The sequence below is a fragment of the Nocardioides sp. Root151 genome (assembly GCF_001427925.1).
GTDB lineage: Bacteria > Actinomycetota > Actinomycetes > Propionibacteriales > Nocardioidaceae > Nocardioides.
Genome location: NZ_LMGG01000004.1, coordinates 763472 through 784936, shown reverse-complemented (window position 1 = coordinate 784936; position 21465 = coordinate 763472). Strand labels below are relative to the sequence as shown.

Below are 21465 nucleotides of genomic sequence, written 5' to 3'. Positions count from 1 at the left end.
GTGTTCTCGCCAAGTCATGAGCCGGAGCTCAGACCAGGACGCCTCCTTCCACGAGGCTGACGGCCCGCAAGTCGCGGTACCAACGCTCCACCGGGTGCTCCTTGACGAAGCCGTGGCCGCCGAGCAGCTGCACGCCGTCGAGGCCGATCTGCATGCCCTTGTCGCCGCAGATCTTGCGGGCCAGGGCGACCTCGCGGGAGAAGTCCTTGCCCTGGGCGGCGCGTGCGGCGGCCTTGTAGGTGACCAGGCGCATCGACTGCAGCTCGATCGCGATGTTGGCCACCATGAACGCGACGCTCTGGCGGTGGCTGATCGGCTCACCGAAGGCGTGACGCTCGTTGACGTACTGGGTCACGTAGTCGAGCACGGCCTGCGCCGTACCGATCGAGAGTGCACACCAGGCCAGCCGCGACAGGCGGACGGCCTCGAGGTACGTCGACCCGTCGGTCGCGCCCAGGATCGCGTCGGCGGGGACCTTGACGTCCTGCAGGGTGATCTTGGCCAGGCTCGCGGCGCGCACACCCATGGCCGGGTCGCCCTCGACGAGCAGGCCCTCGGCCTTGGACTCGACCAGGAACAGCACGTTCTTGCCGTCAAGCTCGGCGCCGATGATGAAGAGTTCTGCCTGGGCACCGCGCGGCACGAGCGTCTTCACGCCGTTGAGCACGTATCCACCCTCGGCCCTGACGGCCTGGGTCGACGGCTTGAGGACGTCGAAGAGCACCTTCGACTCGTTGAGTGCGAGGGCTGCGGCCGGGACGTCATCACCGGTGAACTCGGGCAGGTAGGTCGACTGCTGCTCGTCGGTGCCCCACAGGGAGAGGGCGGTCGCGACCGCGCCGGGTGCGAGCGCGGCGACGGCCAGGCCCATGTCGCCCTTGGCGAGGGCCTCGGCCACCAGCGTGCCGGCCATCGCCGACCGCTCCTCGGAGATGCCACCGAGCTTCTCGGGGACGCCGAGGATCGGGAGGCCGATCTCGAGGGACGACTTGAGCAGGTCGTCGGGGGCCACGCAGGTCTCGTTGGCCTCGGCGGCCGCGGGACGCAGCGCCTCCGCGGCGAACTCCGAGACCACGTCGACCAGCATCTGCTCGTCGTCGGTAGGAGTCAGGTCGAACACGCCCTGGGCGTTGGCGGCGGGCACGCGGACGCCGTCGGCGCCCTTCTTGCCCTTCTTCGCGAACGCGCGGCCGGCCTGGCCGGCCACCTTGAACCCGCTGCGGGTCACGGTGAACACGGTCTGCTCGGTCTGCTTGCGCAGGCCCATGCGGTCGATGAGCTCGCTCTGGGCGAGCTTGTTGAGCGCGAGGACGGCATAGCCGATCGGGTCGCGCGACTCGCGGTTCGAGAGGCCGTGCTTGCCGCCCGGCGCCACCGCGTTCTTCGTTGCTCTGATCAGGGACATGTAGAAAATGTAACTCGGAGTTACACACCGCGCCACAATTTCGCGGTATGTCCCACGTCACGAGGCGGGAATCCGCGCCTCGGGCCCGCTCTCTACGATGTCCCCATGAGCTCGAACGCCGCCGAACCAGCCGTCCACGCGCCCCACGGGTCGCTCCCGGAAGGCGGGTCCGCGCGACCCATGACCCGGTGGGGAACCCCGGTCATGCACGCGCCGCAACAGCGGGTGACGTCGTACGACGACGACCTCCGCAGCCTGGTCGCCGACATGGTTGCCACGATGTACGCCGCCGACGGCGTGGGCCTGGCCGCCTGCCAGATCGGAGTCGACCTGGCCGTCTTCGTCTTCGACTGTCCCGACGAGAGCGGACGCCGCACGGTGGGCGTGGTCTGCAATCCCGAGGTGACCCTCCCCGAGGGCAAGGACCGCACCCTCGACGTCGCCGAGGAGGGCTGCCTGTCGTTCCCGGGGGCGTTCGTCGAGTGCGCCCGCCCCGACTTCGCGTCGGTCACCGGCACCGGGCTCGACGGCGAGCCGGTCTCCTTCGAGGGTGACGGCCTGCTGGCCCGCTGCCTCCAGCACGAGACCGACCACACGTTCGGCACGGTCTTCGGCGACCGGATCAGCGACCGGAACCGCAAGAAGCTCAAGAAGCAGCACGACAAGCTGGTCGAGGACTACCCGGCCGACTGGCCGGTCGGCGCCAAGCCGGAGTCAGATGCCCAGGAGTCGCCCGCTGGTTGAGGAGGCGCGCCAGCGCCGTCTCGAGACCACCGCGGTCAACCCAGCATGATCGCGAGCTGGTGGCCGATCCGCTGGAAACCGAGGCGTTGCGCCACGTCCTCCGACGCCGTGTTGCCGACCCGGCAGCGCCACTGCGGGACCAGCGCCTCGTTCTGCGAGACCTGAGCGGCCCGCGCCGCTGCCGCCGCCGCGTAGCCCATGCCGCGCCACTGCGGATCGGTGAGGACGCCGAGCTGGGCCAGGTGCTGGCCCCAGCGTTCGTAACCGGCCACGGCCGCGACCTTGCCGTCGGGTCGTCGGGCGGCGACCCTCGCCGGCATGTCGATCAGCCCGCTCTCGTCCCACTCCTCCTGCGTGCAGTGGTCGCGCAGCATGTCGACGTTCTGCACGGGCCCGACCGCCACCTCGATGCCGGTCGGCACCAGCACCCGCTCGACGTACGACAGGCTGGCAGAGCCGAGCGGCTCGGGCTGCAGTCCGTGGAGGACGGTGAGGACCGCCTCGACGTCGGCGCGATGTTCGGGGGCCAGTGTCTGGAGCCGTTCGATCGCCTCCGGCGTGCCGACCGCGACCTGCGCTCCCTCGAGGGTCACGACCACGAGCGAACCCGCGTCGTCGCGGCCGAACGTGTGGCTGCCCGGCTCCGCGAACACCTCGACCGGCACGTCGAACTCCCCCGCCCAGCCGTCCCTGATCTGCTGCAGGGTCGACGCCGCGAGAGAGTGAGTCATCGACTCATCGTGACACGAGGACAAAGTCCGATGATCGGCAACCCTTTGCCGCGCGGCGCCGGACCGGACTCGACGAGCTGCCCCACTGCTCAACGTCGCGGCCGGCGACCTGCGCTCCACCGACTGTCACGCACAACGTCCTTCGCCGGGGTTGCCAGAGTGACCGCAGTGCAGGACGTCCGGCACAACGTCCTGCGTCAGGGTTGTCGCAGGGACCGGGGTGCAGGACGCACCGAGAGCCTCAGCGGCGGGCGGTGACGTAGCAGGCGACGGCGGTGGCCGCGGCGACGTTGAGCGAGTCGATGCCCTCGCGCATCGGGATGATCGCGCGACGGTCCGCGGACCTCTCCCAGCGAGCAGAGAGTCCGTGTCCCTCTCCGCCGAGCACGAGGGCCACCTTCTCGACCTCGGCGACGGCGTCCTCGATGGCAGTGGCGTCGTCGGCCAGGGTCAGCGCGACGGTGGTGAACCCGCGTGCCGACAGGGCCGGCAGCGCGTCGTACCAGTCGTCGAGGCGGGTCCACGGAGTGGTGAAGACCGCACCCATGCCCACCTTGATCGATCGGCGGTAGAGCGGGTCCGCGCAGCGGGGGGCGAGCAGGACCGCGTCGAAGCCGAGCGCCGCACCACTGCGGAAGATCGCTCCGACATTCGTGTGGTCGACGATGTCCTCGAGCACCAGCACCGAGCGGGCTCCTTCCAGCACGGCGTCGAGCGTCGGCAACGGCGTACGACGCAGCGAGGCCAGGGCACCACGGTGCACGTGGAAGCCGGTGACCTGCTCGGCGACCCGCTCCTCCATCACGAAGCAGGGCGCGTCGGTCGTCTCGAGGATGTCGGCCAGGCCGTCGAGCCACTTGGGCGCCATCAGGAACGATCTCGGCGCGAAGCCGGCCTCCACTGCACGACGGACGACCTTCTCCCCCTCGGCGAGGAACAGGCCGTTCTCGGTCTCGAGGTGCCTGCGCAGCTGCACGTCGCGCAGGTCGCGGTAGTCCGCCAGCCGCGGGTCGGCCGGGTCGTCGACGTGGTGGACCTCAGCCACGCCCGTAGTGCTCCGGCCGAGCCACCGCCACGACCTCGCCGATCACGATGATCGCCGGCGGCTTCACCGACTGCGCCTCGATGTCTGCGGCCAGGGTGCCGAGCGTCGAGAGCACGGTGCGCTCCTCCGGCATCGTGCCTTCCATGACCACGGCCACGGGCGTGTCGCTCGCACGGCCGCCCTCGACCAGCGCCGTGGCGATGTGCGGTGCGTTCTGCACGGCCATCAGGAGCACGACGGTGCCCTGCATCTGCGCGACCGCGTCCCAGTTGACCAGCGACTCGGGGTGGCCGGGCGGCAGGTGGCCCGAGATCACGGTGAACTCGTGGGTGACGCCGCGGTGGGTGACCGGGATGCCGGCCCGGGCCGGTACTGCGATCGACGAGGACAGTCCCGGGACGACCGTGACCGGGACACCGGCGGCGTTGCAGGCGATGACCTCCTCGAAGCCACGGCCGAACACGAAGTTGTCGCCGCCCTTGAAGCGGACGACGCGCTTGCCCTCGAGGGCGCGCTCGACGATCACCTTGTTGATGAACTCCTGGCTGGCCGAGCGACCACGTGGCAGCTTGGCCACGTCGATCAGCTCGGTGTCGGGCGACAGCTCGTCGAGCAGCTCGCGCGGGGCGAGCCGGTCGGCCACGACGACGTCGGCCGAGGCCAGCGCGTTGCGTGCAGCCAGGGTGACCAGCTCGGGGTCGCCGGGCCCGCCGCCGACCAGCACGACCCCGGGGGTGCGGTCGTGGTTGGCGGTGATCAGCCCCTCCCGCAGGGCGTGCATGATCTCGTCGCGCACCTGCGCCGACTGGCGCGGCTCGCGGTTGCCGAGCACGGCGACGGTCACGGTGCCGTGGTGACCGGTGGCCGGCGTCCACGCGGTCGCCTCACGGGCGTCGTCGCTGCGCACGCAGAAGATGCGGCGTTCCTCGGCGGCGGCAGCCACGGCCGCGTTGGTCTCGGCGTCGTCGGTCGCCGCGATGGCGTACCACGCCTCGTCCAGGTCGGACTCCACGAAGCCGCGCAGCTCGATGGTGATCTCGGCGCCGAGGCCCTCGATGGCCGGGGTGACCTCGGGCGAGACCAGGTGTACGTCGGCACCCGCAGCGATCAGTGCGGGAACCCGCCGCTGGGCCACGTGCCCGCCGCCGACCACGACCACCTTGCGGCCGGCCAGCCGCAGACCCGAGGGGTAGGGGACGAAGTCGCGCATCATGCGTCCTTGTTCGCCACACCGGCGGAGTCGAAGGTGGCCATCTCGTCGAGGATCAACGCGGCCGAGCGCACCAGCGGGAACGCCAGTGCGGCACCGCTTCCCTCGCCGAGGCGCAGGTCTAGGTCGACCAGAGGGCGCAGGCCGAGCTTCTCGAGCGCGGTGCGGTGACCGGGCTCGACGCTGCGGTGGCCGGCCAGGCAGTAGCCGATGGAGTCGGGCGAGAGCGCCTGGGCGACCAGGGCTGCGGAGCCGGCGATGACGCCGTCGAGGATCACCGGGAGCCGGCGGGCGGCGGCGCCCAGGATGAAGCCGACCAGACCGGCGTGCTCGAGGCCGCCGACCTCCGCCAGCACGTCGACCGGGTCCGCGTCGGCGGACAACCGGGCGACCGCGTCGGCGACGACCCGGGTCTTGAGGGCCAGCGTCTCGTCGTCGATGCCGGTGCCGCGACCGGTGACCACCTCGGCCGGGGTGCCGGTCAGGGCGGCGAGCAGGCAGGCCGACGGCGTCGTGTTCCCGATGCCCATGTCACCGGTGAGCAGCACGTCGTGCCCGGCGTCGGCCAGCAGGTTGGCGACCTCGATGCCCACCGAGATGGCCTGCTCCGCCTCGTCGCGGGTCATCGCCGGGCCGACGCTGAGGTCCCCGGTGCCGCGGCGTACGTTGCGGGCCAGCACGACCTCGTCGCCGGCGATCTCGGAGGCGACACCGACGTCGACGACGCGTACGACGGCACCGCAGGCGCGGGCCAGGACGTTGACCGCGGCTCCGCCGGCGCGGAAGTTCTCGACCATCCCGACCGTGACCTCCTGCGGCCACGGCGAGACACCTTGGGCCAGGACTCCGTGGTCACCGGCGAAGACGGCCACCGCGGGTGCGGCCGGGGCGGGCGGTGGGCAGGTGCCGGCGATCCCGGCCAGCTGGATCGAGACCTCCTCGAGCACGCCGAGTGCACCGGCCGGCTTGGTGAGCTGGGCCTGGCGGTCGCGGGCCTGCTGCGCGGCCTCTGCCGACGGCGGGCGGATCGCGGCGAGGGTGGAGTCGAGGAGTGTCCGTGGGGAGTTCACCGGGCCATTCTTATGGATTCCCGGACATCGCGCTGACCCGGCGGGTCGCCTTCCACGTGGCGGACTGGGCTGTCGTACTAAGTTCGGGGCATGAGCATCGAACGCCCCGTGACCCCGAATCCCTACGACCTGCTGCCGCAGACCGCGTCCTTCGCGCTCACCAGTGCCGACGTCACCGACGGCCAGCCGCTGAAGGACGACCAGGTCGCTGCCCTCGGCAACACCTCGCCACAGTTGGCCTGGAGTGGTGCCCCGGAGGGCACGAAGTCCTTCGTGGTGACCTGCTTCGACCCGGACGCACCGACGCCGAGCGGCTTCTGGCACTGGGTGCTGGTCGACGTGCCGGCCGACGTCACGTCCCTCGACGCCGGCGCCGCGTCCGGTGACCTGCCGGGCAACGCCTTCCACGTGCGCAACGACGGCGGCGACGCCGGGTTCATGGGTGCCGCGCCGCCCGAGGGCGACCAGGTGCACCGCTACTACTTCGTGGTGCACGCGGTCGGCGAGGAGTCCCTGGGCGTCGACGCCGACGCCTCACCCGCCGTCGTCTCGTTCAACCTGGCCTTCAAGACGCTGGGTCGGGCGATCGTCCACGGCACCTACCAGCACTGACGAAGACTGGTCAGGACTGACGCTGCAACTCGTGGAGCCGTGCCCGAGGCGTGAACCCGAAGTCGGCGTTCGTGCGCTGCATCGCGTGGTTGTCGGGCTCGGTCCACGTGTGGATCGCCCGGCGCTCGGGGTGCTCCCGGCGTACGACCTCGAGGGTGGCCAGCTTCAGTGCGGTGCCGAGGCGGTGACCGCGGTGCTCCGGCATGACCAGGGTGTCGTCCTGGAGCACGAGGTCACCGCCGCGCGGCAGCATCAGCATGGAGTAGCCACCCATCACGCCGTCGTCGCGGCGCCGGGCCGCGGCCACGATCGGGATCCAGCCCTGCGCAAGACGTGACTCGCCGGTGCGCAGCCGCTCCTCGTCGAAGACGACGGCCTCGATGTCCATCTCGCCGGTCGGCACGTCGTTGGCCATCTGGGTCCGCATGGCGCAGAACTGGGCGACGTGCTCGTCGGGGCACCGCTCACCCCAGAGCACGATCTCGTACGCCGACCCGGCGCCCGCCGAGGCCGCCTCCAGGTGGGAGACGTCGGCCGGCAGGTCGAGCACGAGGTGGTCCTCCTGGTGGACGCTCTCGAACCCCAATGTGCGGCCGAACCGCGCACCCGGGCTGCTCTCGAAGGCAACGCCCCGAGGAACGTGCATCTCCACGCACGAGGTCGTGCGGCCGTGCTCGGCGCAGATCTCCTCGACGCGGGCGAAGAGCGCCCGGCCCACCCCCGTACGCCGAGCGTGCGGTCGCACCACGAGCTCGACCTCGGCCAGGTGCGTGTTGTCCTTGAGCGGCAGGCCGACCTCCGCGGTGCCCACCCACGCTCCATCGACCACCGCGGCCAGCCGGGTGGCCCGCCGGTAGGGGTTGTCAGGCTGCAGCACGGACTTCTCGAACGACTCGTAGGTGCGCTCCCAGCCGTCGGGCAGGTCGTGGTGGATCACCTCCTGCTCGACGGCGAAGAACTCCCGCCGGGCAGCATCGTTGCGGACGTCGATCTCGATGATCTCCATGCCCGCCACACAATCGGTCACGCTGGCGTCACGCAACCAGTTTTTTCAATGGGCCGAGCGTTCAATCGGCCGAGCGTTCAATGTGCCGAGCGTTCAATCGGCCGAGCGTTCAGCGGTCGGCGTACTCCCCCGGCGGGACGCCGACAAGATCGGTGAACTCGCGGGTGAAGTGGGCCTGGTCGAACCATCCGAGGCGGGCGGACAGGTCGGCCAGGTCGGCGTACTCCCCCGCATCGATCAGCGTGACCGCGTCGTGCAGGCGGTGACGGCGCAGCACCCACTTGGGCCCGACACCGACGTAGCGCCGGAACAGCCGCTGCAGGGTGCGCACCGAGACGTGGAAGCGCTCGGCCACCTGCTCGACGGTGACCAGCGACGAGTCGGCGACAAGACCGGCCACGATGGCGATCACCCGGTCGTACGCCGGATCGGGGGCGGGCAGTCGCTCGAGCAGGAAGGCGTCCATGACCTCGGCCCGCACCGCGTCGGAGCTCTCGCCCAGCACGTCGCGCAGCAGGTCGTCGGCGGCAGCACCGAAGACGGCCCGCAGGGACTCCACCCGGTCGGTCCACCCGCCGACGTCGTCACCCGTCCAGGCGCCGAACCCACCCGGGCGGAACTTGATGCCGAACGAGCGCCCCTCGCCGGACAGCGGTATCGAGAACCTGCGGGTGACCACCCCGTGCACCAGGGCGGCGGGCATCTCCAGCCCGTGGTGCGGCGTCGTGCCGGACTCGACGGTGACGTGGACGGCCGGGTGCGGCACGACCTCCGAGAGGTAGGTCGTCCCGGTGGGCAGGTTCCACGCGACGGTCCAGTAGTGCTCGATCCACGGGTCCAGTCGTGGGTCCGGCGTGGGCCGCGACAGGTCGGCGTACCGCGCGAACTGGTCGGGCCTCAGGATGCCCGCATGGGTCGACGTGGCCGGACGACGGGCATCGGGTGGGAGGCCGCGGCGACCTGTCGCGTTTTTCCAAGAGCCCATGGCCCCAGCCTAGGGAGCATGGGTGACATGACCACCGAACAGAAGACCCCGACCGTCGACCCGATCCCCGCCGGCTACACCAGCCTCACGCCGTACTTCTGCTGCCGGGGCGCAGCGGAGGCGATCGACTTCTACACCGCCGTGCTCGGCGCGACCGTCATCAGCCGCATGGAGGCACCCGACGGCACGATCGCGCACGCCGAGCTCGAGGTGGCGAACGGCCGCATGCAGCTCAGCGACCCCGCACCAGACCACAATCTGGCCGCCCCCGACGGCGGTGACGTGGTCAGCCGAAGCACCGTCTTCTACTGCCCCGACGTCGACGCGGTGCACGCCGCCGCGATCGACGCCGGCGCGAAGTCGTACGGCGAGCCCGACACCTTCGTGACCGGTGACCGCTACGCCGCGTTCCTCGACCCCTTCGGCCACCGCTGGGCCGTGATGACCCGGGTCGAGGACGTCGACCCGGACGAGGCCGAGCGACGGGTCAATGCGTGGCTCGAGGAAGAGAGCCGCTGACCCGACCGCCCGGCCTGTCCGAACTCGGCCTCAGCGTGAGACTGCGGCCAGCATCGACGCGAAGTCGGGGGTGTCCTCGGGGTTGTCGATGGTCACCTTGACCGGTCGGGTGGCACGCGTCGGCTGGCCGGCGCCGAGCAACGCCACCAGCTGGTTGGCGGCCTTGCGGACCCGAGTGTCGAGCGCGCCGCCGGCGGTGCTGCCGAAGTCCTCACTCGCGGCGAACACCGCGGTGGGCACGACGACCGCCTTGAGGTAGGCGAACAACGGCCGTAGCGCGTGCTCGAGCACCAGGGAGTGCCGGGCTGTCCCGGCAGTCGCTGCGACCAGCACCGGCGTACCTTCCAGCGCATCGTTGTCGACGGCGTCGAAGAACATCTTGAACAGGCCGCTGTACGACGCGGTGAACACCGGGGTGACCGCGATCAGGGCGTCGGCCCGCGACACCGAGGCCAGGGCCTCCTCGAGGTCACCGGTGGCGAACCCGGTCAGCATGAAGTCGGCCAGGGCGTGGGCCAGCGGGCGCAGCTCGATCACGTCGAGCACCACCTCGTGGCCGCGCTCGGTGAGCAGTCGCACCGACTCGTCGGCGAGCCGGTCGGCCAGCAGGCGGGTCGACGACGGGTCGCTGAGACCGGCGGAGACGACGGCGATCTTGAGGGTCATGCGGACACCTCCTCGGGTGACTTGCCGGTGACGTCGTCAGCGGCGTGGACGGTGGTGGACTCGCGCGGGCCGCCGGCGGCAGCCACGAGGGACTCGTGGGTCGGGGCGTCGGGCACGTGGGCCGGCTTGAGGGCGGCGAACTCCTTGCGCAGGACCGGCACGACCTCCTCGCCGAGGATGTCGAGCTGCTCCAGAACGGTCTTCAGCGGCAGGCCGGCGTGGTCCAGCAGCCACAGTTGGCGCTGGTAGTCGCCGACGTACTCGCGGAAGCCGAGGGTCTGCTCGATGACCTGCTGCGGCGAACCCACCAACAGGGGCGTCTGCTGCATGAAGTCCTCGAGCGAAGGGCCGTGGCCGTAGACCGGGGCGCGGTCGAAGTAGGGCCGGAACTCGTTGATCGCGTCCTGGCTGTTCTTCCGCATGAAGACCTGGCCGCCGAGCCCGACGATCGCCTGGTCGGCGGTGCCGTGGCCGTAGTGCTCGAAGCGCTGGCGGTAGAACCGCACCATCTTGGCGGCGTGCGAGGACGGCCAGAAGATGTGGTTGTGGAAGTAGCCGTCGCCGTAGTACGCGGCCTGCTCGGCGATCTCGGGAGACCGGATCGAGCCGTGCCACACGAACGGCGCGACGCCGTCGAGCGGGCGTGGGCTGGAGGTGAAGCCCTGCAGCGGGGTGCGGTGCTTTCCCTCCCAGTCGACCGACTCCTCGCGCCACAGCTTGTGCAGCAGCGCGTAGTTCTCGACCGCCAGCGGGATGCCGTCGCGGATGTCCTTGCCGAACCACGGGTAGACCGGGCCGGTGTTGCCTCGGCCCATCATCAGGTCCACGCGGCCCTCGGCCAGGTGCTGCAGGTAGCCGTAGTCCTCGGCGATCCGTACCGGGTCGTTGGTGGTGATCAGCGTGGTCGACGTGGAGAGCACGATGCGCTCGGTCTGGGCCGCGATGTTGGCCAGGAGGACGGTCGGGTTCGCGGGCGCCACGAAGGGCGGGTTGTGGTGCTCGCCGGTGGCGAACACGTCGAGGCCGACCTCTTCGGCCTTCTTCGCGATGGCGACCGTGGCCTTGATCCGCTCGTGCTCGGTCGGGGTGTGACCGGTCGTCGGGTCGGTGGTCACGTCGCCGACGGTGAAGATACCGAACTGCATCACAGGCTCCTCAAGTAGTTGAATATGCAATCACATGGTCCAACCGGAGTGGCCGGACGGATATTCCCACGCGGAACCAGTCGAGCGACACGGCCGTCGTACTGACATGAAGAGCTTCCTGATGGCCGCGATGACCGTGTTCCTCCTGGCCGGCTGCGGCACCGGCGACGACACTGCCGGCACGGATCCCGACCAGGACCCCACCGCGACGCCGACCGACGGCATCACCGAGGTGAGCACGCCGGAGACGCGCCTGCTAGACGCCAGGGAGGACTGGAAGAACGCCGGCATCGACCACTACCGCTGGCGTTATGAACAGCTCTGCTTCTGTCCCCCGCTCGACATGCGGATCGAGGTGCAGGGCGACGCGATGGTCGACGCCACCAACCTCGCCGCACCCAAGGCCGAGGCAACGCCCGAGATCGCCACCATGGAGGACCTCTTCGACCAGGTCGAGACCGCACTCCGCGACTCCGCCACGGTCCGGGTGACCTACGACCCGGAGACCGGCGCCGTGCGCTCACTCAAGGTCGACCACATCACGAACGCGGTCGACGACGAGTACACGATCAAAGTGGTTGGCGTGACACCTCGCTAGGTGAAAGGATCCGGGGTCGCCCACGACTGCCCGGAGGTCACATGCTGTACGTCGCCATCGCGACGCGTGCCTTCCGGCGCTACTCCACCTACGTCCTGGCGACGGCAGCGGGCATCTTCACCAACTGCGTCTTCGGGATCATCAGCTGTTTCGTCTACATGGCGGTCTGGGAGCAGCGTCCCGACGCCGGCGGCTACGACGTCACCGATGCCCTGACCTACGTGTGGCTCGGGCAGGCCATGCTGATGACCGTCGGCATGTTCGGCGGCGGCTCCCCCGACGACCTCGCCGACCGGATTCGCAGCGGCGACGTGGTGATCGACTTCTATCGTCCGGTCGGCCTGCTCGGCTGGTATCTCGCGGCCGACCTCGGGCGAGCGGCGTACCACCTGCTGACCCGTGGGGTCGGTCCCGCGATCGTGGGTGCCCTGCTCTTCGACCTCCGGTTTCCCCGCGGGCCGTTCGCCTGGGTCGCCTTCATGCTGGCGGTGCTGCTGGCGGTGGTCGTGAGCTTCGCGATGCGCCTGCTGGTGGCGATCACGTCGTTCTGGCTCTTCGACGAGGCCGGCCCACGCACGGTGCTCATCGTGATGAACTCCTTCTTCACCGGCCTGACCGTGCCACTCGTCCTGTTCCCCGGTGCGCTGCGCGACCTCGCGATGGCGATGCCCTGGGCCGCCATGCTGCAGATCCCGGCAGACATCTGGCTCGGCCAGCGGGCCGGTGCCGAGGTGTGGCTGGGCCTCGGCTTCGCGGCCGCCTGGAGTGCCGTGCTGATGCTGGCCTGCCTGGCGCTTCTGCGGGTGGCCGAACGCCGGGTGGTGGTCCAGGGTGGTTGACAGCACGCACGTCGTCGACGGGTGGACCGGGTACTGGCGGATCGCTGCCATGTGGGTGCGCGCCTCGATGACCTATCGGGTGTCGTTCTGGATGATGACCGTCGCCGGCTTCGTCATCGGGGCGCTCGACTTCATCGGCATCTGGATCCTCTTCCACACCATCGACTCCATGGGCGGGTTCAGCCTGCGGGAGGTCGCCTTCCTCTACGGGGCGACGGGGATCGGGCTCGCGTTCGCCGACATGTTCGTGGGCCGCATCGAGAGACTCGGCCAGATGATCCGCATGGGTGACCTCGACACGATGATGGTGCGCCCCGTGCCCTTGCTGGCACAGGTCTGCTCCAACGAGTTCGCCCTGCGTCGACTGTCCCGGATCCTGCTCTGCACGATCGTCACGGGCTGGGCGAGCCTGTACGTCGAGTGGACGCCGATGCGCCTCCTGGTCATGGCCGGCATGCTGACCGGCGGGGCGGCGATCTTTTGCTCGATCTTCGTCATGCTCGCCTGCATCCAGTTCCTGACTGCCGACGGCGTCGAGTTCGCGAATGCCTTCACCTACGGGGGAAACACCATCACCCAGTACCCGTTGGCGATCTTCCCCGGCGAGGTGGTCAAGGCACTGACCTTCGTGCTGCCACTCGCCTTCGTGAACTGGTATCCCGCGCTGTTCATCCTGGGTCGCGACGACCCGTTCGGGATGCCCCAGTGGTTCCAGTTCCTGAGCCTCCTCGTGGGTGCGGCGATGCTCTGGCTGACCACGTTCGTGTGGCGCTCCGGCGTCCGCCACTACCGCTCGACGGGAAGCTGAGATGTCTCTGATCGAAGTGCGTGACCTCGGCCGCACGTTCACCGTGCGCAAGAAGGCCGGCCGGCTGCGGCGTACCAGCCATGACGTCGAGGCCGTGCGTGACCTGTCGTTCTCGATCGACGCGGGCGAGATGGTCGGCTACATCGGCCCGAACGGGGCGGGCAAGTCGACCACGATCAAGATGCTGACCGGCATCCTGGTGCCGTCGTCCGGCTCGATCAGCGTGGCCGGGCTCGACCCGTCCCGACGCCGCACCGAGCTGGCCCGGCGCATCGGCGTGGTCTTCGGGCAGCGCACCACCCTGTGGTGGGACCTGCCACTGCGTGACTCCTTCGACCTGCTGCAGAAGATCTATCGCACGGACCCGGCACGCCATCGAGAGAACCTCGACGAGTTCCTCGAGTTGCTCGACCTCCACGACCTGCTCGACACCCCGGTGCGCCAGCTCTCACTCGGCCAGCGGATGCGTGGCGACATCGTGGCCGCTCTGCTGCACGACCCCGAGATCCTCTATCTCGACGAGCCGACCATCGGCCTCGACGTGATCAGCAAGGGCCGTCTGCGCGAGTTCCTGCGCGCCCTCAACGAGCGCCGCGGCACGACCCTGCTGCTGACCACGCACGACCTCCAGGACATCGAGGCGCTCTGCGACCGCGTGATCGTGATCGACCACGGCACCGCTGTCTTCGACGGAAGCCTCGCCGGGCTGCACCAGCGCGGCGGGTCACGACGCACCCTGGTGGTCGACCTGGTCGACGAGGCGCCGCCGATCGCGATCGACGGCGCCGAGGTGGTCAAGGTCGAGGGCCCGCGGCAGTGGCTGGCGTTCCCCACCGAGGCCAGTGCGGCACCGATCGTGGCCGCCGTCGCTGCGGCGTACGACGTGGCCGACCTGTCCCTGCGCGAGCCGGACATCGAGGACGTCATCCGCACGATCTACGCCGGTGCAGGGAGAATGAGCCCATGACAGAGCTGACCCCTGAGCAGACCGAACGAGTGCTGGCCCTGGCCAGGGACCTGGCCCGCGCCGGCGAGACAACGCAGCTCCTGGAGTTCCTCGACCACGGCCTCCCGGTCGACGCGACCGACGCCGGGGGCAACACATTGCTGATGCTGGCCGCCTATCACGGTCACGCGGCCACGGTGTCGGCACTGGTCGAACGAGGCGCCGACGTCGACCAGCGCAATGACCGTGACCAGTCCCCGGTCGCCGGCGCGCTGTTCAAGGGGGCCGACGACGTGGTGGCGGTGCTGGTCACGGCCGGCGCCGACCTCGATGCCGGTACGCCGACCGCCCGCGCGGCCGCCGAGCTGTTCGGCCGCACCCACCTGCTCTGAAATCAGGTACTCCCTGACGTTTCGGTCCGAGGGACCGAAACGTCAGGGAGTATCGCTGGGTCAGGCAGGGGTGTTGTCCGGGTTGGGGTCACTGTCGCCGAGGTTGCCGGCCTTCAGCGCCTCGATCGCCTTGCGGACACCTTCGCCGTACGCCGGGTCGGCCAGCGTGCAGTGCTCGATGTGCTTCTCGACCGACGTCTCGGACGCACCGTCGATGGCGCGGGCCGTGTTCTCGAAGAGCACCTGCTGCTGCTCGGCACTCATCAGGCGGAACAGGTCACCGGGCTGCTCGAAGTAGTTGTCGTCGTCCTCGCGGAAGTTGAACCGGTCGGCAGTCGACCCGATCGCCTGTGCGGGGTCGGCGTACGCCGGCTGTTCCTGCCAGCGCCCGAAGTTGTTCGGCTCAATGCCGGGCACGCCACCCTGGTTGCCGTCGACGCGCATGGTGCCGTCGCGGTGGTAGGTGTTCAGGCTGGGCGCGCCCTTGGGGAAGTTCACCGGGATCTGGTGGTGGTTGACCCCGAGGCGGTAGCGCGCCGCGTCACCGTAGGAGAACAGGCGGCCCTGGAGCATGCGGTCGGGCGAGAAGCTGATGCCGGGCACCAGGTTGGCCGGGGTGAAGGCGGCCTGCTCGACGTCGGCGAAGTAGTTCTCCGGGTTGCGGTTGAGCTCCCACTCGCCGACCTCGATCAGCGGGTAGTCCTTCTTCGACCAGACCTTGGTGAGGTCGAAGGGGTGGAAGCGGTAGTTCTCCGCGTCGGCCTCGGGCATCACCTGGATGAAGAACTTCCACTTCGGGAAGTCGCCCTTCTCGATGGACTCGTAGAGGTCGCGCTGGCTGGACTCGCGGTCGTCGCCGACCAGCTTGGCGGCTTCCTCGTCGGTGAGGTTCTCGATGCCCTGCTGGGTGCGGAAGTGGAACTTCACCCAGAACCGCTCGCCCTCGGCGTTGATGAACGAGAAGGTGTGCGAGCCGAATCCGTGCATGTGACGGTAGGACTTCGGGATGCCGCGGTCCGACATCACGATGGTGACCTGGTGCAGCGCCTCGGGCAGGTTGGTCCAGAAGCCCCAGTTGTTCTCCGCGTCGCGCAGGTTGGTGCGCGGGTCGCGCTTGACGGCGCGGTTCAGGTCGGGGAACTTCAGCGGGTCGCGGAAGAAGAAGACCGGTGTGTTGTTGCCGACGACGTCCCAGTTGCCCTCCTCGGTGTAGAAGCGCAGGGCGAAGCCGCGGATGTCGCGCTCGGCGTCGGCCGCACCGCGCTCTCCGGCCACGGTGGAGAAGCGGGCGAACATCTCGCACTCGTTGCCGACCTTGTTGAAGATCGCGGCCTTGGTGTACTTCGAGATGTCGTGGGTGATGCGGAGGGTGCCGTAGGCACCCGAGCCCTTGGCGTGCATGCGGCGCTCCGGGATGACCTCGCGGTCGAAGTGCGCCAGCTTTTCCAGGAACCAGAGGTCCTGGAGCAGCATCGGACCGCGCGGACCCGCCGTGAGGCTGTCCTGGTTGTTGGTGACCGGTGCGCCGGCCGCCGTGGTCAATGGCTTGGTGTTGTCGTCAGACACTGCGTGCTCCTTCGGTGGGGTGTCGGGTGGACGAGCAGCTGGGGCACAGGCCCCAGTAGGTCACTTCGGCCTCGTCGATGACGAAGCCATGGGTCTCGACGGCGTGCAGGCACGGCGCGTCTCCGACCGCGCAGTCGACGTCGGCGATGTCGCCGCAGGTGCGGCACACGAGGTGGTGGTGGTTGTCCCCGACTCGCACCTCGAACCGGGCCGGCGAACCAGCGGGCTCGATGCGGCGCACCAGGCCGGCGTCGGACAGCACCCTGAGCACGTCGTACACGGCCTGTGTGGAGACCGAACCGATGTCCTCGCGGGCGACGCGTGCGACGGTGTCCACGTCTGCGTGCGGGTGTCGGGTGAGCGCCTCGAGGACGGCGATCCGCGGCCGCGTCACACGCAGGGACTTCTCCCGCAGCATGACGGTGGGATCGGTGCGGGGCATGCCAGCACTCAACCACCTTTTCTGGAACTATTCAAGAATTGAGCGGTCGGGGCGAGTCTCCTTGCCACGACTGCAAGAATCACCGGCATGAGCGAGGTCGAGACCGACGTCCTGGGGGCGCCGTACACGCAGGAGACCATCGAGCTCCCCGACGACTCCGAGGGCGCCGTGGTGGCCACCCTGGTGCACCGCCCGGCCGACACCCCGAACGCGAAGGCCGTGCTGCACGTGCACGGGTTCGCCGACTACTTCTTCCAGACCGAGTACGCCGAGTGGTGGACCTCCCGCGGCTACGACTTCTACGCCCTCGACCTGCGCAAGTACGGCCGCTCGATCCGGCAGCACCAGACGGTCAACTACGTCGAGGACCTGCGCGAGTACTTCCCCGACCTCGACGCCGCCTGGGCCCGCATCAGCGGCCGCGACGGCCACGACCACGTGGTGCTCACCGCGCACTCCACGGGCGGGCTGACGGTGCCGTTGTGGGCCAACGACCGCCGACCCGAGCTGGCGGGCATGGTGCTGAACTCCCCCTGGTTCGACATGCAGGGCGCCTGGTGGACCCGCACCATCGGTACGACGGTGATCAAGCAGGTCGGGGCCCGCACACCCAAGCGGGTGATCCCCCGCCCGGTCTCGGGGTTCTACACCCGCAGCCTGCACCGTGACCTGGAGGGCGAGTTCGACTTCGACCTGTCCTGGAAGCCGGTGGAGTCGCAGCCCGTGTACGCCGGGTGGCTGCGCGCCGTGCGCAACGGCCACTCCGAGCTCCATGCCGGCATCGAGGTCGGCTGCCCCTCGCTGGTGCTCTCCAGTGCCCGCAGCGCGGCACCGGAGTCGATGGACGACTCGGTGCACCGCCACGACATCGTGCTCGACGTCAACCAGATCCGGCGTTGGGCGCCGTCACTCGGGCGTCACGTCACGAGCATCGCGGTCGAGGACGCGCGCCACGACGTCGTGCTGTCCCTGCCCGAGGTGCGGAAGAAGGTGTACGCCGAGATGGACACCTGGCTGACGGCGTACGTCGACGCTCGCTAGTCTCCGGGACATGAACCCCGTCACCGGTCTCAACCTCGCCCGCATCGTCCTCGGCGCCGTCGCGCTGGTCTCCCCTGCACTGGCCGCGAAGATCTTCCGGCTCGACCCGGGGGCGAACCCGCAGCTCGGTTACATGAGCCGGATGTTCGGGGCCCGAGAGGTCGCCCTCGGCGCGGTCACGCTCGCTGCCTCGGGCACCAGCCAGCGCAACCTCGTCCTGGTCGGGATGGCCGTCGACGCCACCGACGCGTTCTCCGGCACCGCCGCCGGGATCGACGGCTCGGTCACCAAGGCCACCAGCGGCTTCCTGACCCTGCCCGCGGTCGGTGCCGTCGTTGCCGGCGCGGCCGCACTCGTGATGGCCCGCCGCTGACCCGCCCGCCGGTGGCGGGTCAGACCAGGAAGAAGATCAGCGCGACGACCCCGACCACGACGATGAACGCACGCAGGGCGAGCGGCGGCAGACGGCGACCGTAGATCGCACCGAGCTGCCCGCCGACCACGGCCCCCGTCGCGATCAGCGCCACCACCAGCCAGTCGACGTCGGCGACGACAGCGAAGATCACGCCCGCGACGAGGTTGACCAGCCCGGCGAGCACGTTCTTGGTGCCGTTGAGCCGCTGGAGGGTCTCGTCGATGCCGATGCCCATCACGGCCATCAGCAGCACGCCCTGGGCCGCGCCGAAGTAGCCGCCGTACACGCCGCCGAGCAGGACCAGTGGCCACACCCACCACGCGCCGTTGGCCGGCAGGCCGCCCGCGGCCTCGTGCCGCTTGGCCACCCATGCCGAGATGCGCGGCTGGAAGACCACCAGGAGGCAGCCGACCACGATCAGGACCGGGACGATCGCCTCGAACGCACCCGAGGGCAGCTCGAGCAGCAGCACCGCCCCGATGACGCCGCCGATCAGCGAGGCGACGGAGAGCCTCAGGATGCGGGCCCGTTGGCCGACCAGCTCACGCCGGTAGCCGATCGCCCCGGAGATCGAGCCGGGCACGAGGCCGATGGTGTTGGAGACGTTGGCGGTGACCGGGGGTACGCCGAACGCGAGGAGGGTCGGGAACGTGATCAGCGTTCCCGACCCCACCACGGTGTTGATGGTGCCGGCGGCCAGGCCTGCGAGCAGGACGGCCGCGGCTTCGAGCAGTGTCACGGTGCCGGAGGCACCTCTTGGTCGAGTGCCGGAGGCACCTCGGGGTCAGCCGCTGCGGCTGGCGTCTCAGGAGTCACCGCTGCGGCGGCCGAGTCCTTGCCGATGGCCGCGCCCTTGGCCTCGGCGATGGCCTGCTCGACCGCGGCGTGCGTGCTCGACAGGGTCGGGTCGGCCGGGTCGGGGATGTTCGGCTCGCTGGATCCCATGTCGACACGCACACGCGGCCCGTCGACGTCCTTCGGGATTCCGCTGAGCTCGGTCATCGTCGAGCCGAGGCCCTCGAGCGCCTTGCCGATCTCGGACGGGACGATCCAGACCTTGTTGGCGTCGCCCTCCGCGATCTTCGGCATCATCTGGAGGTACTGGTAGGCCAGCAGCGACTGGTCAGGCCGGCCGTCGTGGATCGCCTGGAAGACGGTCTGGATGGCCTGTCCCTCACCCTGGGCACGCAGGATCTGAGACTCCCGGTCGGCCTGGGCGCGCAGGATCAGCGACTCCCGGTCACCTTCGGCGGAGAGGATCGCGGACTGCTTGGAACCCTCGGCGGTCAGGATCGCGGCCTGGCGCTGACCCTCGGCGGTGAGGATGACGGCACGCTTCTCGCGGTCGGCACGCATCTGCTTCTCCATCGAGTCCTTGATGGAGGGCGGCGGGTCGATGCCCTTGAGCTCGACACGGTTGACCCGGATGCCCCACTTGCCGGTGGCCTCGTCGAGCACGCCACGCAGACGGCTGTTGATCGCGTCGCGGCTGGTGAGGGTCTCCTCGAGGTCCATGCCACCGACGATGTTGCGCAGGGTGGTCATGGTCAGCTGCTCGACGGCCTGGATGTAGTTGGCGATCTCGTACGTCGCGGCGACCGGGTCGGTGACCTGGAAGTAGATGACGGTGTCGATCGAGACGACCAGGTTGTCTTCGGTGATCACCGGCTGCGGCGGGAACGACACGACCTGCTCGCGCAGGTCGATCATGTAGCGGACCTTGTCGATGAACGGCACGACGATGTTGAGGCCTGCGGGCAGCGAGCCCTTGTACTTGCCGAAGCGCTCGACGATGCCGGCACGCGCCTGCGGAACGATCCGCACGGTCTTGGCGAGTACGACGACGACGAACAGCAGCAGCAGTAGCAGCAGGACGAGAACTGCGGTCATCTGCTCTTCCTTTCCCCGGACGGAAGATCCGTCACTCTTTCGTGAAGCAGGTCTGGTGGTTCAGGTGCGTGGTGGAGCAGATGCCGGCAGAGCCTTCAGGGCTCCAGTCGCGGCACCGGGTGGACGTAGGCCGTGGCGCCCTTGATCTGGAGCACCTCCACCGTCTCTCCGGCCTCGATGACGATCGACTCGTCGTAGGGCCGGGCGGTCCATTCCTCACCCGAGAGCTTGATGCGGCCGGCGTCCTGGTCGCTGATCCGGGCCAGGACGACGCCGTGGTGGCCGACCAGCTTGCCGTGGCCGAGCGAGAGTTCCGGGCCGGCGTGCAGCTTCTTGAGGGCACTGGGGCGCACGAGGGCCAAGGCGGCGACCGAGGCACCGGCGAACAGCAGGACGGTCAGCTCGAACGGCGCGCCGAGCAACGCGGCGACCATCGCGACCCCGGCACCGGTGGCGAGCATGAGCAGGATGAGGTCCATGCTGAACAGCTCGGCCACGCCGAGCAGGATGGTGAGACCCAACCAGGTCTCCCATGCGTGTTCGCGCAACCAGTCCATGACGAAACCCTAGCCCGCGTGTCGGCGCGATCGGCGCCGGGCGGCGTACCGGCCGTCTTCGTGATCCAACTGCAACGGCATCCCGAAGGTGGCGCTGAGCAGCTCCTCGGTGATCACCCGCTCCACGGGGCCTGCCGCTACGACCTGTCCCTGCCGCAGGAGGAGGGCGTGGGTGAAGCCCGGAGGGATCTCCTCGACGTGGTGCGAGATCAGCACGGTGGCCGGGGCCAGCTCGTCCTGCGCAAGGAGCGACAGCGTGGAGACGAGGTCTTCGCGGCCGCCGAGGTCGAGGCCCGCCGCGGGCTCGTCGAGCAGCAGCAGCTCGGGGTCGGTCATCAGCGCGCGGGCGATCTGCACCCGCTTGCGCTCGCCCTCGCTCAACGTGCCGAAGGTGCGGTCGAGCAACGGCTTGGCACCGAGCTCGACGAGCAGCTGTTCGGCGCGGCCGTGGTCGAGGTTGTCGTAGTGCTCGTTCCACCGGCCGAGCACGCCGTACGACGCGGACACCACGACGTCCCGGACCAGCTCGTGGCGCGGGATGCGCTCGGCGATCGCCGCGCTGGTCAGGCCGATCCGCGGGCGCAGCTCGAAGACGTCGACGGTGCCGAGCACTTCGTCGAGGATGCCCGCGACTCCCGAGGTGGGGTGGATCTGGGCCGCCGCGACCTGGATCAGCGTGGTCTTCCCGGCTCCGTTGGGGCCGAGGATCACCCAGCGTTCGTCCTCCTCGACCGTCCAGTTGACGCCGTCGAGCAACGTGGCGCCCCCACGGCGCACCGTCACCTCGGCGAACTCAAGTACGGCGCTCATGTCCCGCACCCTATCCACCCGGC

At 69.6% G+C, this 21465-nt stretch carries 25 protein-coding genes; 10 read left to right on the top strand and 15 right to left on the bottom strand.

Annotated elements, in window-relative coordinates; translation table 11 throughout:
- Window positions 1–28: 28 nt before the first annotated feature.
- Window positions 29–1405 (bottom strand): acyl-CoA dehydrogenase family protein, encoded by a 1377-nt coding sequence (locus tag ASD66_RS12350; RefSeq protein WP_156388649.1) that lies wholly within the window; start codon window positions 1403–1405, stop codon window positions 29–31.
- Window positions 1406–1510: 105 nt separating this feature from the next.
- Between ASD66_RS12350 and def the strand changes: the two genes are divergently transcribed.
- Window positions 1511–2149 (top strand): peptide deformylase, encoded by a 639-nt coding sequence (gene def, locus ASD66_RS12345; protein ID WP_056891076.1) that lies wholly within the window; start codon window positions 1511–1513, stop codon window positions 2147–2149.
- 35 nt (window positions 2150–2184) lie between these two features.
- On the opposite strand, the gene ASD66_RS12340 is transcribed toward def, so the two are convergent.
- The 4 genes from ASD66_RS12340 to cobT all read right to left on the bottom strand — a co-directional run bounded on the left by ASD66_RS12340 (window position 2185) and on the right by cobT (window position 6205).
- Window positions 2185–2880, bottom strand: coding sequence for a GNAT family N-acetyltransferase (locus tag ASD66_RS12340; RefSeq protein ID WP_056891075.1), 696 nt, complete (start codon window positions 2878–2880; stop codon window positions 2185–2187).
- A 241-nt stretch (window positions 2881–3121) separates the two neighbouring features.
- Complete coding sequence (locus tag ASD66_RS12335) at window positions 3122–3925, bottom strand: TrmH family RNA methyltransferase (RefSeq protein WP_056891074.1); 804 nt, start codon at window positions 3923–3925, stop codon at window positions 3122–3124.
- Entirely contained in the window at window positions 3918–5135 is a 1218-nt protein-coding gene (gene cobA / locus ASD66_RS12330; RefSeq protein WP_200950006.1) for a uroporphyrinogen-III C-methyltransferase, read from the bottom strand. The genes ASD66_RS12335 and cobA overlap by 8 nt, the downstream gene beginning before the upstream one ends.
- Window positions 5135–6205, bottom strand: coding sequence for a nicotinate-nucleotide--dimethylbenzimidazole phosphoribosyltransferase (cobT, locus tag ASD66_RS12325; protein WP_056891072.1), 1071 nt, complete (start codon window positions 6203–6205; stop codon window positions 5135–5137). Before cobT ends, cobA begins: the two co-directional genes overlap by 1 nt.
- A 90-nt stretch (window positions 6206–6295) precedes the next feature.
- Here cobT and ASD66_RS12320 point away from each other — a divergent pair, with 90 nt between their 5' ends.
- Window positions 6296–6817: a YbhB/YbcL family Raf kinase inhibitor-like protein gene (locus ASD66_RS12320; RefSeq protein ID WP_056891071.1), complete on the top strand. Its 522-nt coding sequence runs from the start codon at window positions 6296–6298 to the stop codon at window positions 6815–6817.
- Between the two features lie 10 nt (window positions 6818–6827).
- On the opposite strand, the gene ASD66_RS12315 is transcribed toward ASD66_RS12320, so the two are convergent.
- Entirely contained in the window at window positions 6828–7823 is a 996-nt protein-coding gene (locus ASD66_RS12315; RefSeq protein WP_056891070.1) for a GNAT family N-acetyltransferase, read from the bottom strand.
- Window positions 7824–7932: 109 nt separating this feature from the next.
- Window positions 7933–8808 carry an AraC family transcriptional regulator gene (locus ASD66_RS12310; protein ID WP_082599459.1) on the bottom strand — a complete coding sequence of 292 codons (876 nt, stop codon included), beginning with the start codon at window positions 8806–8808 and terminating at the stop codon, window positions 7933–7935.
- Between the two features lie 27 nt (window positions 8809–8835).
- Here ASD66_RS12310 and ASD66_RS12305 point away from each other — a divergent pair, with 27 nt between their 5' ends.
- A complete protein-coding gene (locus ASD66_RS12305) occupies window positions 8836–9327 on the top strand; it encodes a VOC family protein (protein WP_056891455.1) in 492 nt (163 codons plus the stop codon).
- 30 nt (window positions 9328–9357) lie between these two features.
- Here the strand turns inward: ASD66_RS12305 and ASD66_RS12300 are convergent, their stop codons facing one another.
- On the bottom strand, window positions 9358–9993 hold the full coding sequence (locus tag ASD66_RS12300) for an FMN reductase (RefSeq protein WP_056677990.1): 636 nt from the start codon (window positions 9991–9993) through the stop codon (window positions 9358–9360).
- On the bottom strand, window positions 9990–11138 hold the full coding sequence (locus tag ASD66_RS12295) for an LLM class flavin-dependent oxidoreductase (RefSeq protein ID WP_056891069.1): 1149 nt from the start codon (window positions 11136–11138) through the stop codon (window positions 9990–9992). The genes ASD66_RS12300 and ASD66_RS12295 overlap by 4 nt, the downstream gene beginning before the upstream one ends.
- Window positions 11139–11244: 106 nt before the next feature.
- On the opposite strand from ASD66_RS12295, the gene ASD66_RS12290 reads away from it, so the two are divergent.
- From ASD66_RS12290 to ASD66_RS12270, 5 genes are read left to right on the top strand one after another with little or no spacing between them, the layout of a single operon-like run.
- A complete protein-coding gene (locus tag ASD66_RS12290) occupies window positions 11245–11736 on the top strand; it encodes a DUF6174 domain-containing protein (protein WP_056891068.1) in 492 nt (163 codons plus the stop codon).
- 41 nt (window positions 11737–11777) lie between these two features.
- Window positions 11778–12575, top strand: a complete 798-nt coding sequence (locus ASD66_RS12285) for an ABC transporter permease (protein WP_056891067.1) — start codon at window positions 11778–11780, stop codon at window positions 12573–12575.
- On the top strand, window positions 12568–13383 hold the full coding sequence (locus tag ASD66_RS12280; protein WP_056891066.1) for an ABC transporter permease: 816 nt from the start codon (window positions 12568–12570) through the stop codon (window positions 13381–13383). Before ASD66_RS12285 ends, ASD66_RS12280 begins: the two co-directional genes overlap by 8 nt.
- A gap of 1 nt (window position 13384) precedes the next feature.
- A complete protein-coding gene (locus tag ASD66_RS12275; RefSeq protein ID WP_200950005.1) occupies window positions 13385–14350 on the top strand; it encodes an ATP-binding cassette domain-containing protein in 966 nt (321 codons plus the stop codon).
- Window positions 14347–14721 carry an ankyrin repeat domain-containing protein gene (locus ASD66_RS12270; RefSeq protein WP_056891065.1) on the top strand — a complete coding sequence of 125 codons (375 nt, stop codon included), beginning with the start codon at window positions 14347–14349 and terminating at the stop codon, window positions 14719–14721. Before ASD66_RS12275 ends, ASD66_RS12270 begins: the two co-directional genes overlap by 4 nt.
- 60 nt (window positions 14722–14781) lie before the next feature.
- Here ASD66_RS12270 and ASD66_RS12265 read toward each other — a convergent pair whose 3' ends face one another.
- A complete protein-coding gene (locus ASD66_RS12265) occupies window positions 14782–16287 on the bottom strand; it encodes a catalase (protein WP_056891064.1) in 1506 nt (501 codons plus the stop codon).
- Complete coding sequence (locus ASD66_RS12260; protein ID WP_056677967.1) at window positions 16280–16729, bottom strand: Fur family transcriptional regulator; 450 nt, start codon at window positions 16727–16729, stop codon at window positions 16280–16282. The genes ASD66_RS12265 and ASD66_RS12260 overlap by 8 nt, the downstream gene beginning before the upstream one ends.
- Before the next feature lie 87 nt (window positions 16730–16816).
- Between ASD66_RS12260 and ASD66_RS12255 the strand changes: the two genes are divergently transcribed.
- Window positions 16817–17770, top strand: coding sequence for an alpha/beta hydrolase (locus tag ASD66_RS12255; protein WP_056891063.1), 954 nt, complete (start codon window positions 16817–16819; stop codon window positions 17768–17770).
- Between the two features lie 10 nt (window positions 17771–17780).
- Entirely contained in the window at window positions 17781–18143 is a 363-nt protein-coding gene (locus ASD66_RS12250) for a DUF4267 domain-containing protein (RefSeq protein ID WP_056891062.1), read from the top strand.
- 19 nt (window positions 18144–18162) lie between these two features.
- Here the strand turns inward: ASD66_RS12250 and ASD66_RS12245 are convergent, their stop codons facing one another.
- From ASD66_RS12245 to ASD66_RS12230, 4 genes are all read right to left on the bottom strand, one after another.
- Window positions 18163–18924, bottom strand: a complete 762-nt coding sequence (locus ASD66_RS12245; RefSeq protein WP_056677958.1) for a sulfite exporter TauE/SafE family protein — start codon at window positions 18922–18924, stop codon at window positions 18163–18165.
- Window positions 18921–20075: an SPFH domain-containing protein gene (locus ASD66_RS12240; RefSeq protein ID WP_056891061.1), complete on the bottom strand. Its 1155-nt coding sequence runs from the start codon at window positions 20073–20075 to the stop codon at window positions 18921–18923. Before ASD66_RS12240 ends, ASD66_RS12245 begins: the two co-directional genes overlap by 4 nt.
- A gap of 95 nt (window positions 20076–20170) precedes the next feature.
- Window positions 20171–20632: an NfeD family protein gene (locus tag ASD66_RS12235; protein ID WP_056677952.1), complete on the bottom strand. Its 462-nt coding sequence runs from the start codon at window positions 20630–20632 to the stop codon at window positions 20171–20173.
- Window positions 20633–20641: 9 nt separating this feature from the next.
- Complete coding sequence (locus ASD66_RS12230; protein ID WP_056891060.1) at window positions 20642–21442, bottom strand: ABC transporter ATP-binding protein; 801 nt, start codon at window positions 21440–21442, stop codon at window positions 20642–20644.
- Window positions 21443–21465: the final 23 nt, after the last annotated feature.

Coding starts and splice junctions, on each gene's coding strand:
- ASD66_RS12350 (WP_156388649.1), bottom strand. CDS start 1,405: ATGTCCCTGATCAGAGCAACGAAGAACGCGGTGGCGCCGGGCGGCAAG.
- def (WP_056891076.1), top strand. CDS start 1,511: ATGAGCTCGAACGCCGCCGAACCAGCCGTCCACGCGCCCCACGGGTCG.
- ASD66_RS12340 (WP_056891075.1), bottom strand. CDS start 2,880: ATGACTCACTCTCTCGCGGCGTCGACCCTGCAGCAGATCAGGGACGGC.
- cobA (WP_200950006.1), bottom strand. CDS start 5,135: ATGCGCGACTTCGTCCCCTACCCCTCGGGTCTGCGGCTGGCCGGCCGC.
- ASD66_RS12320 (WP_056891071.1), top strand. CDS start 6,296: ATGAGCATCGAACGCCCCGTGACCCCGAATCCCTACGACCTGCTGCCG.
- ASD66_RS12315 (WP_056891070.1), bottom strand. CDS start 7,823: ATGGAGATCATCGAGATCGACGTCCGCAACGATGCTGCCCGGCGGGAG.
- ASD66_RS12310 (WP_082599459.1), bottom strand. CDS start 8,808: ATGGGCTCTTGGAAAAACGCGACAGGTCGCCGCGGCCTCCCACCCGAT.
- ASD66_RS12305 (WP_056891455.1), top strand. CDS start 8,836: ATGACCACCGAACAGAAGACCCCGACCGTCGACCCGATCCCCGCCGGC.
- ASD66_RS12300 (WP_056677990.1), bottom strand. CDS start 9,993: ATGACCCTCAAGATCGCCGTCGTCTCCGCCGGTCTCAGCGACCCGTCG.
- ASD66_RS12295 (WP_056891069.1), bottom strand. CDS start 11,138: ATGCAGTTCGGTATCTTCACCGTCGGCGACGTGACCACCGACCCGACG.
- ASD66_RS12290 (WP_056891068.1), top strand. CDS start 11,245: ATGAAGAGCTTCCTGATGGCCGCGATGACCGTGTTCCTCCTGGCCGGC.
- ASD66_RS12285 (WP_056891067.1), top strand. CDS start 11,778: ATGCTGTACGTCGCCATCGCGACGCGTGCCTTCCGGCGCTACTCCACC.
- ASD66_RS12275 (WP_200950005.1), top strand. CDS start 13,385: ATGTCTCTGATCGAAGTGCGTGACCTCGGCCGCACGTTCACCGTGCGC.
- ASD66_RS12270 (WP_056891065.1), top strand. CDS start 14,347: ATGACAGAGCTGACCCCTGAGCAGACCGAACGAGTGCTGGCCCTGGCC.
- ASD66_RS12260 (WP_056677967.1), bottom strand. CDS start 16,729: ATGCCCCGCACCGATCCCACCGTCATGCTGCGGGAGAAGTCCCTGCGT.
- ASD66_RS12255 (WP_056891063.1), top strand. CDS start 16,817: ATGAGCGAGGTCGAGACCGACGTCCTGGGGGCGCCGTACACGCAGGAG.
- ASD66_RS12250 (WP_056891062.1), top strand. CDS start 17,781: ATGAACCCCGTCACCGGTCTCAACCTCGCCCGCATCGTCCTCGGCGCC.
- ASD66_RS12240 (WP_056891061.1), bottom strand. CDS start 20,075: ATGACCGCAGTTCTCGTCCTGCTGCTACTGCTGCTGCTGTTCGTCGTC.
- ASD66_RS12235 (WP_056677952.1), bottom strand. CDS start 20,632: ATGGACTGGTTGCGCGAACACGCATGGGAGACCTGGTTGGGTCTCACC.
- ASD66_RS12230 (WP_056891060.1), bottom strand. CDS start 21,442: ATGAGCGCCGTACTTGAGTTCGCCGAGGTGACGGTGCGCCGTGGGGGC.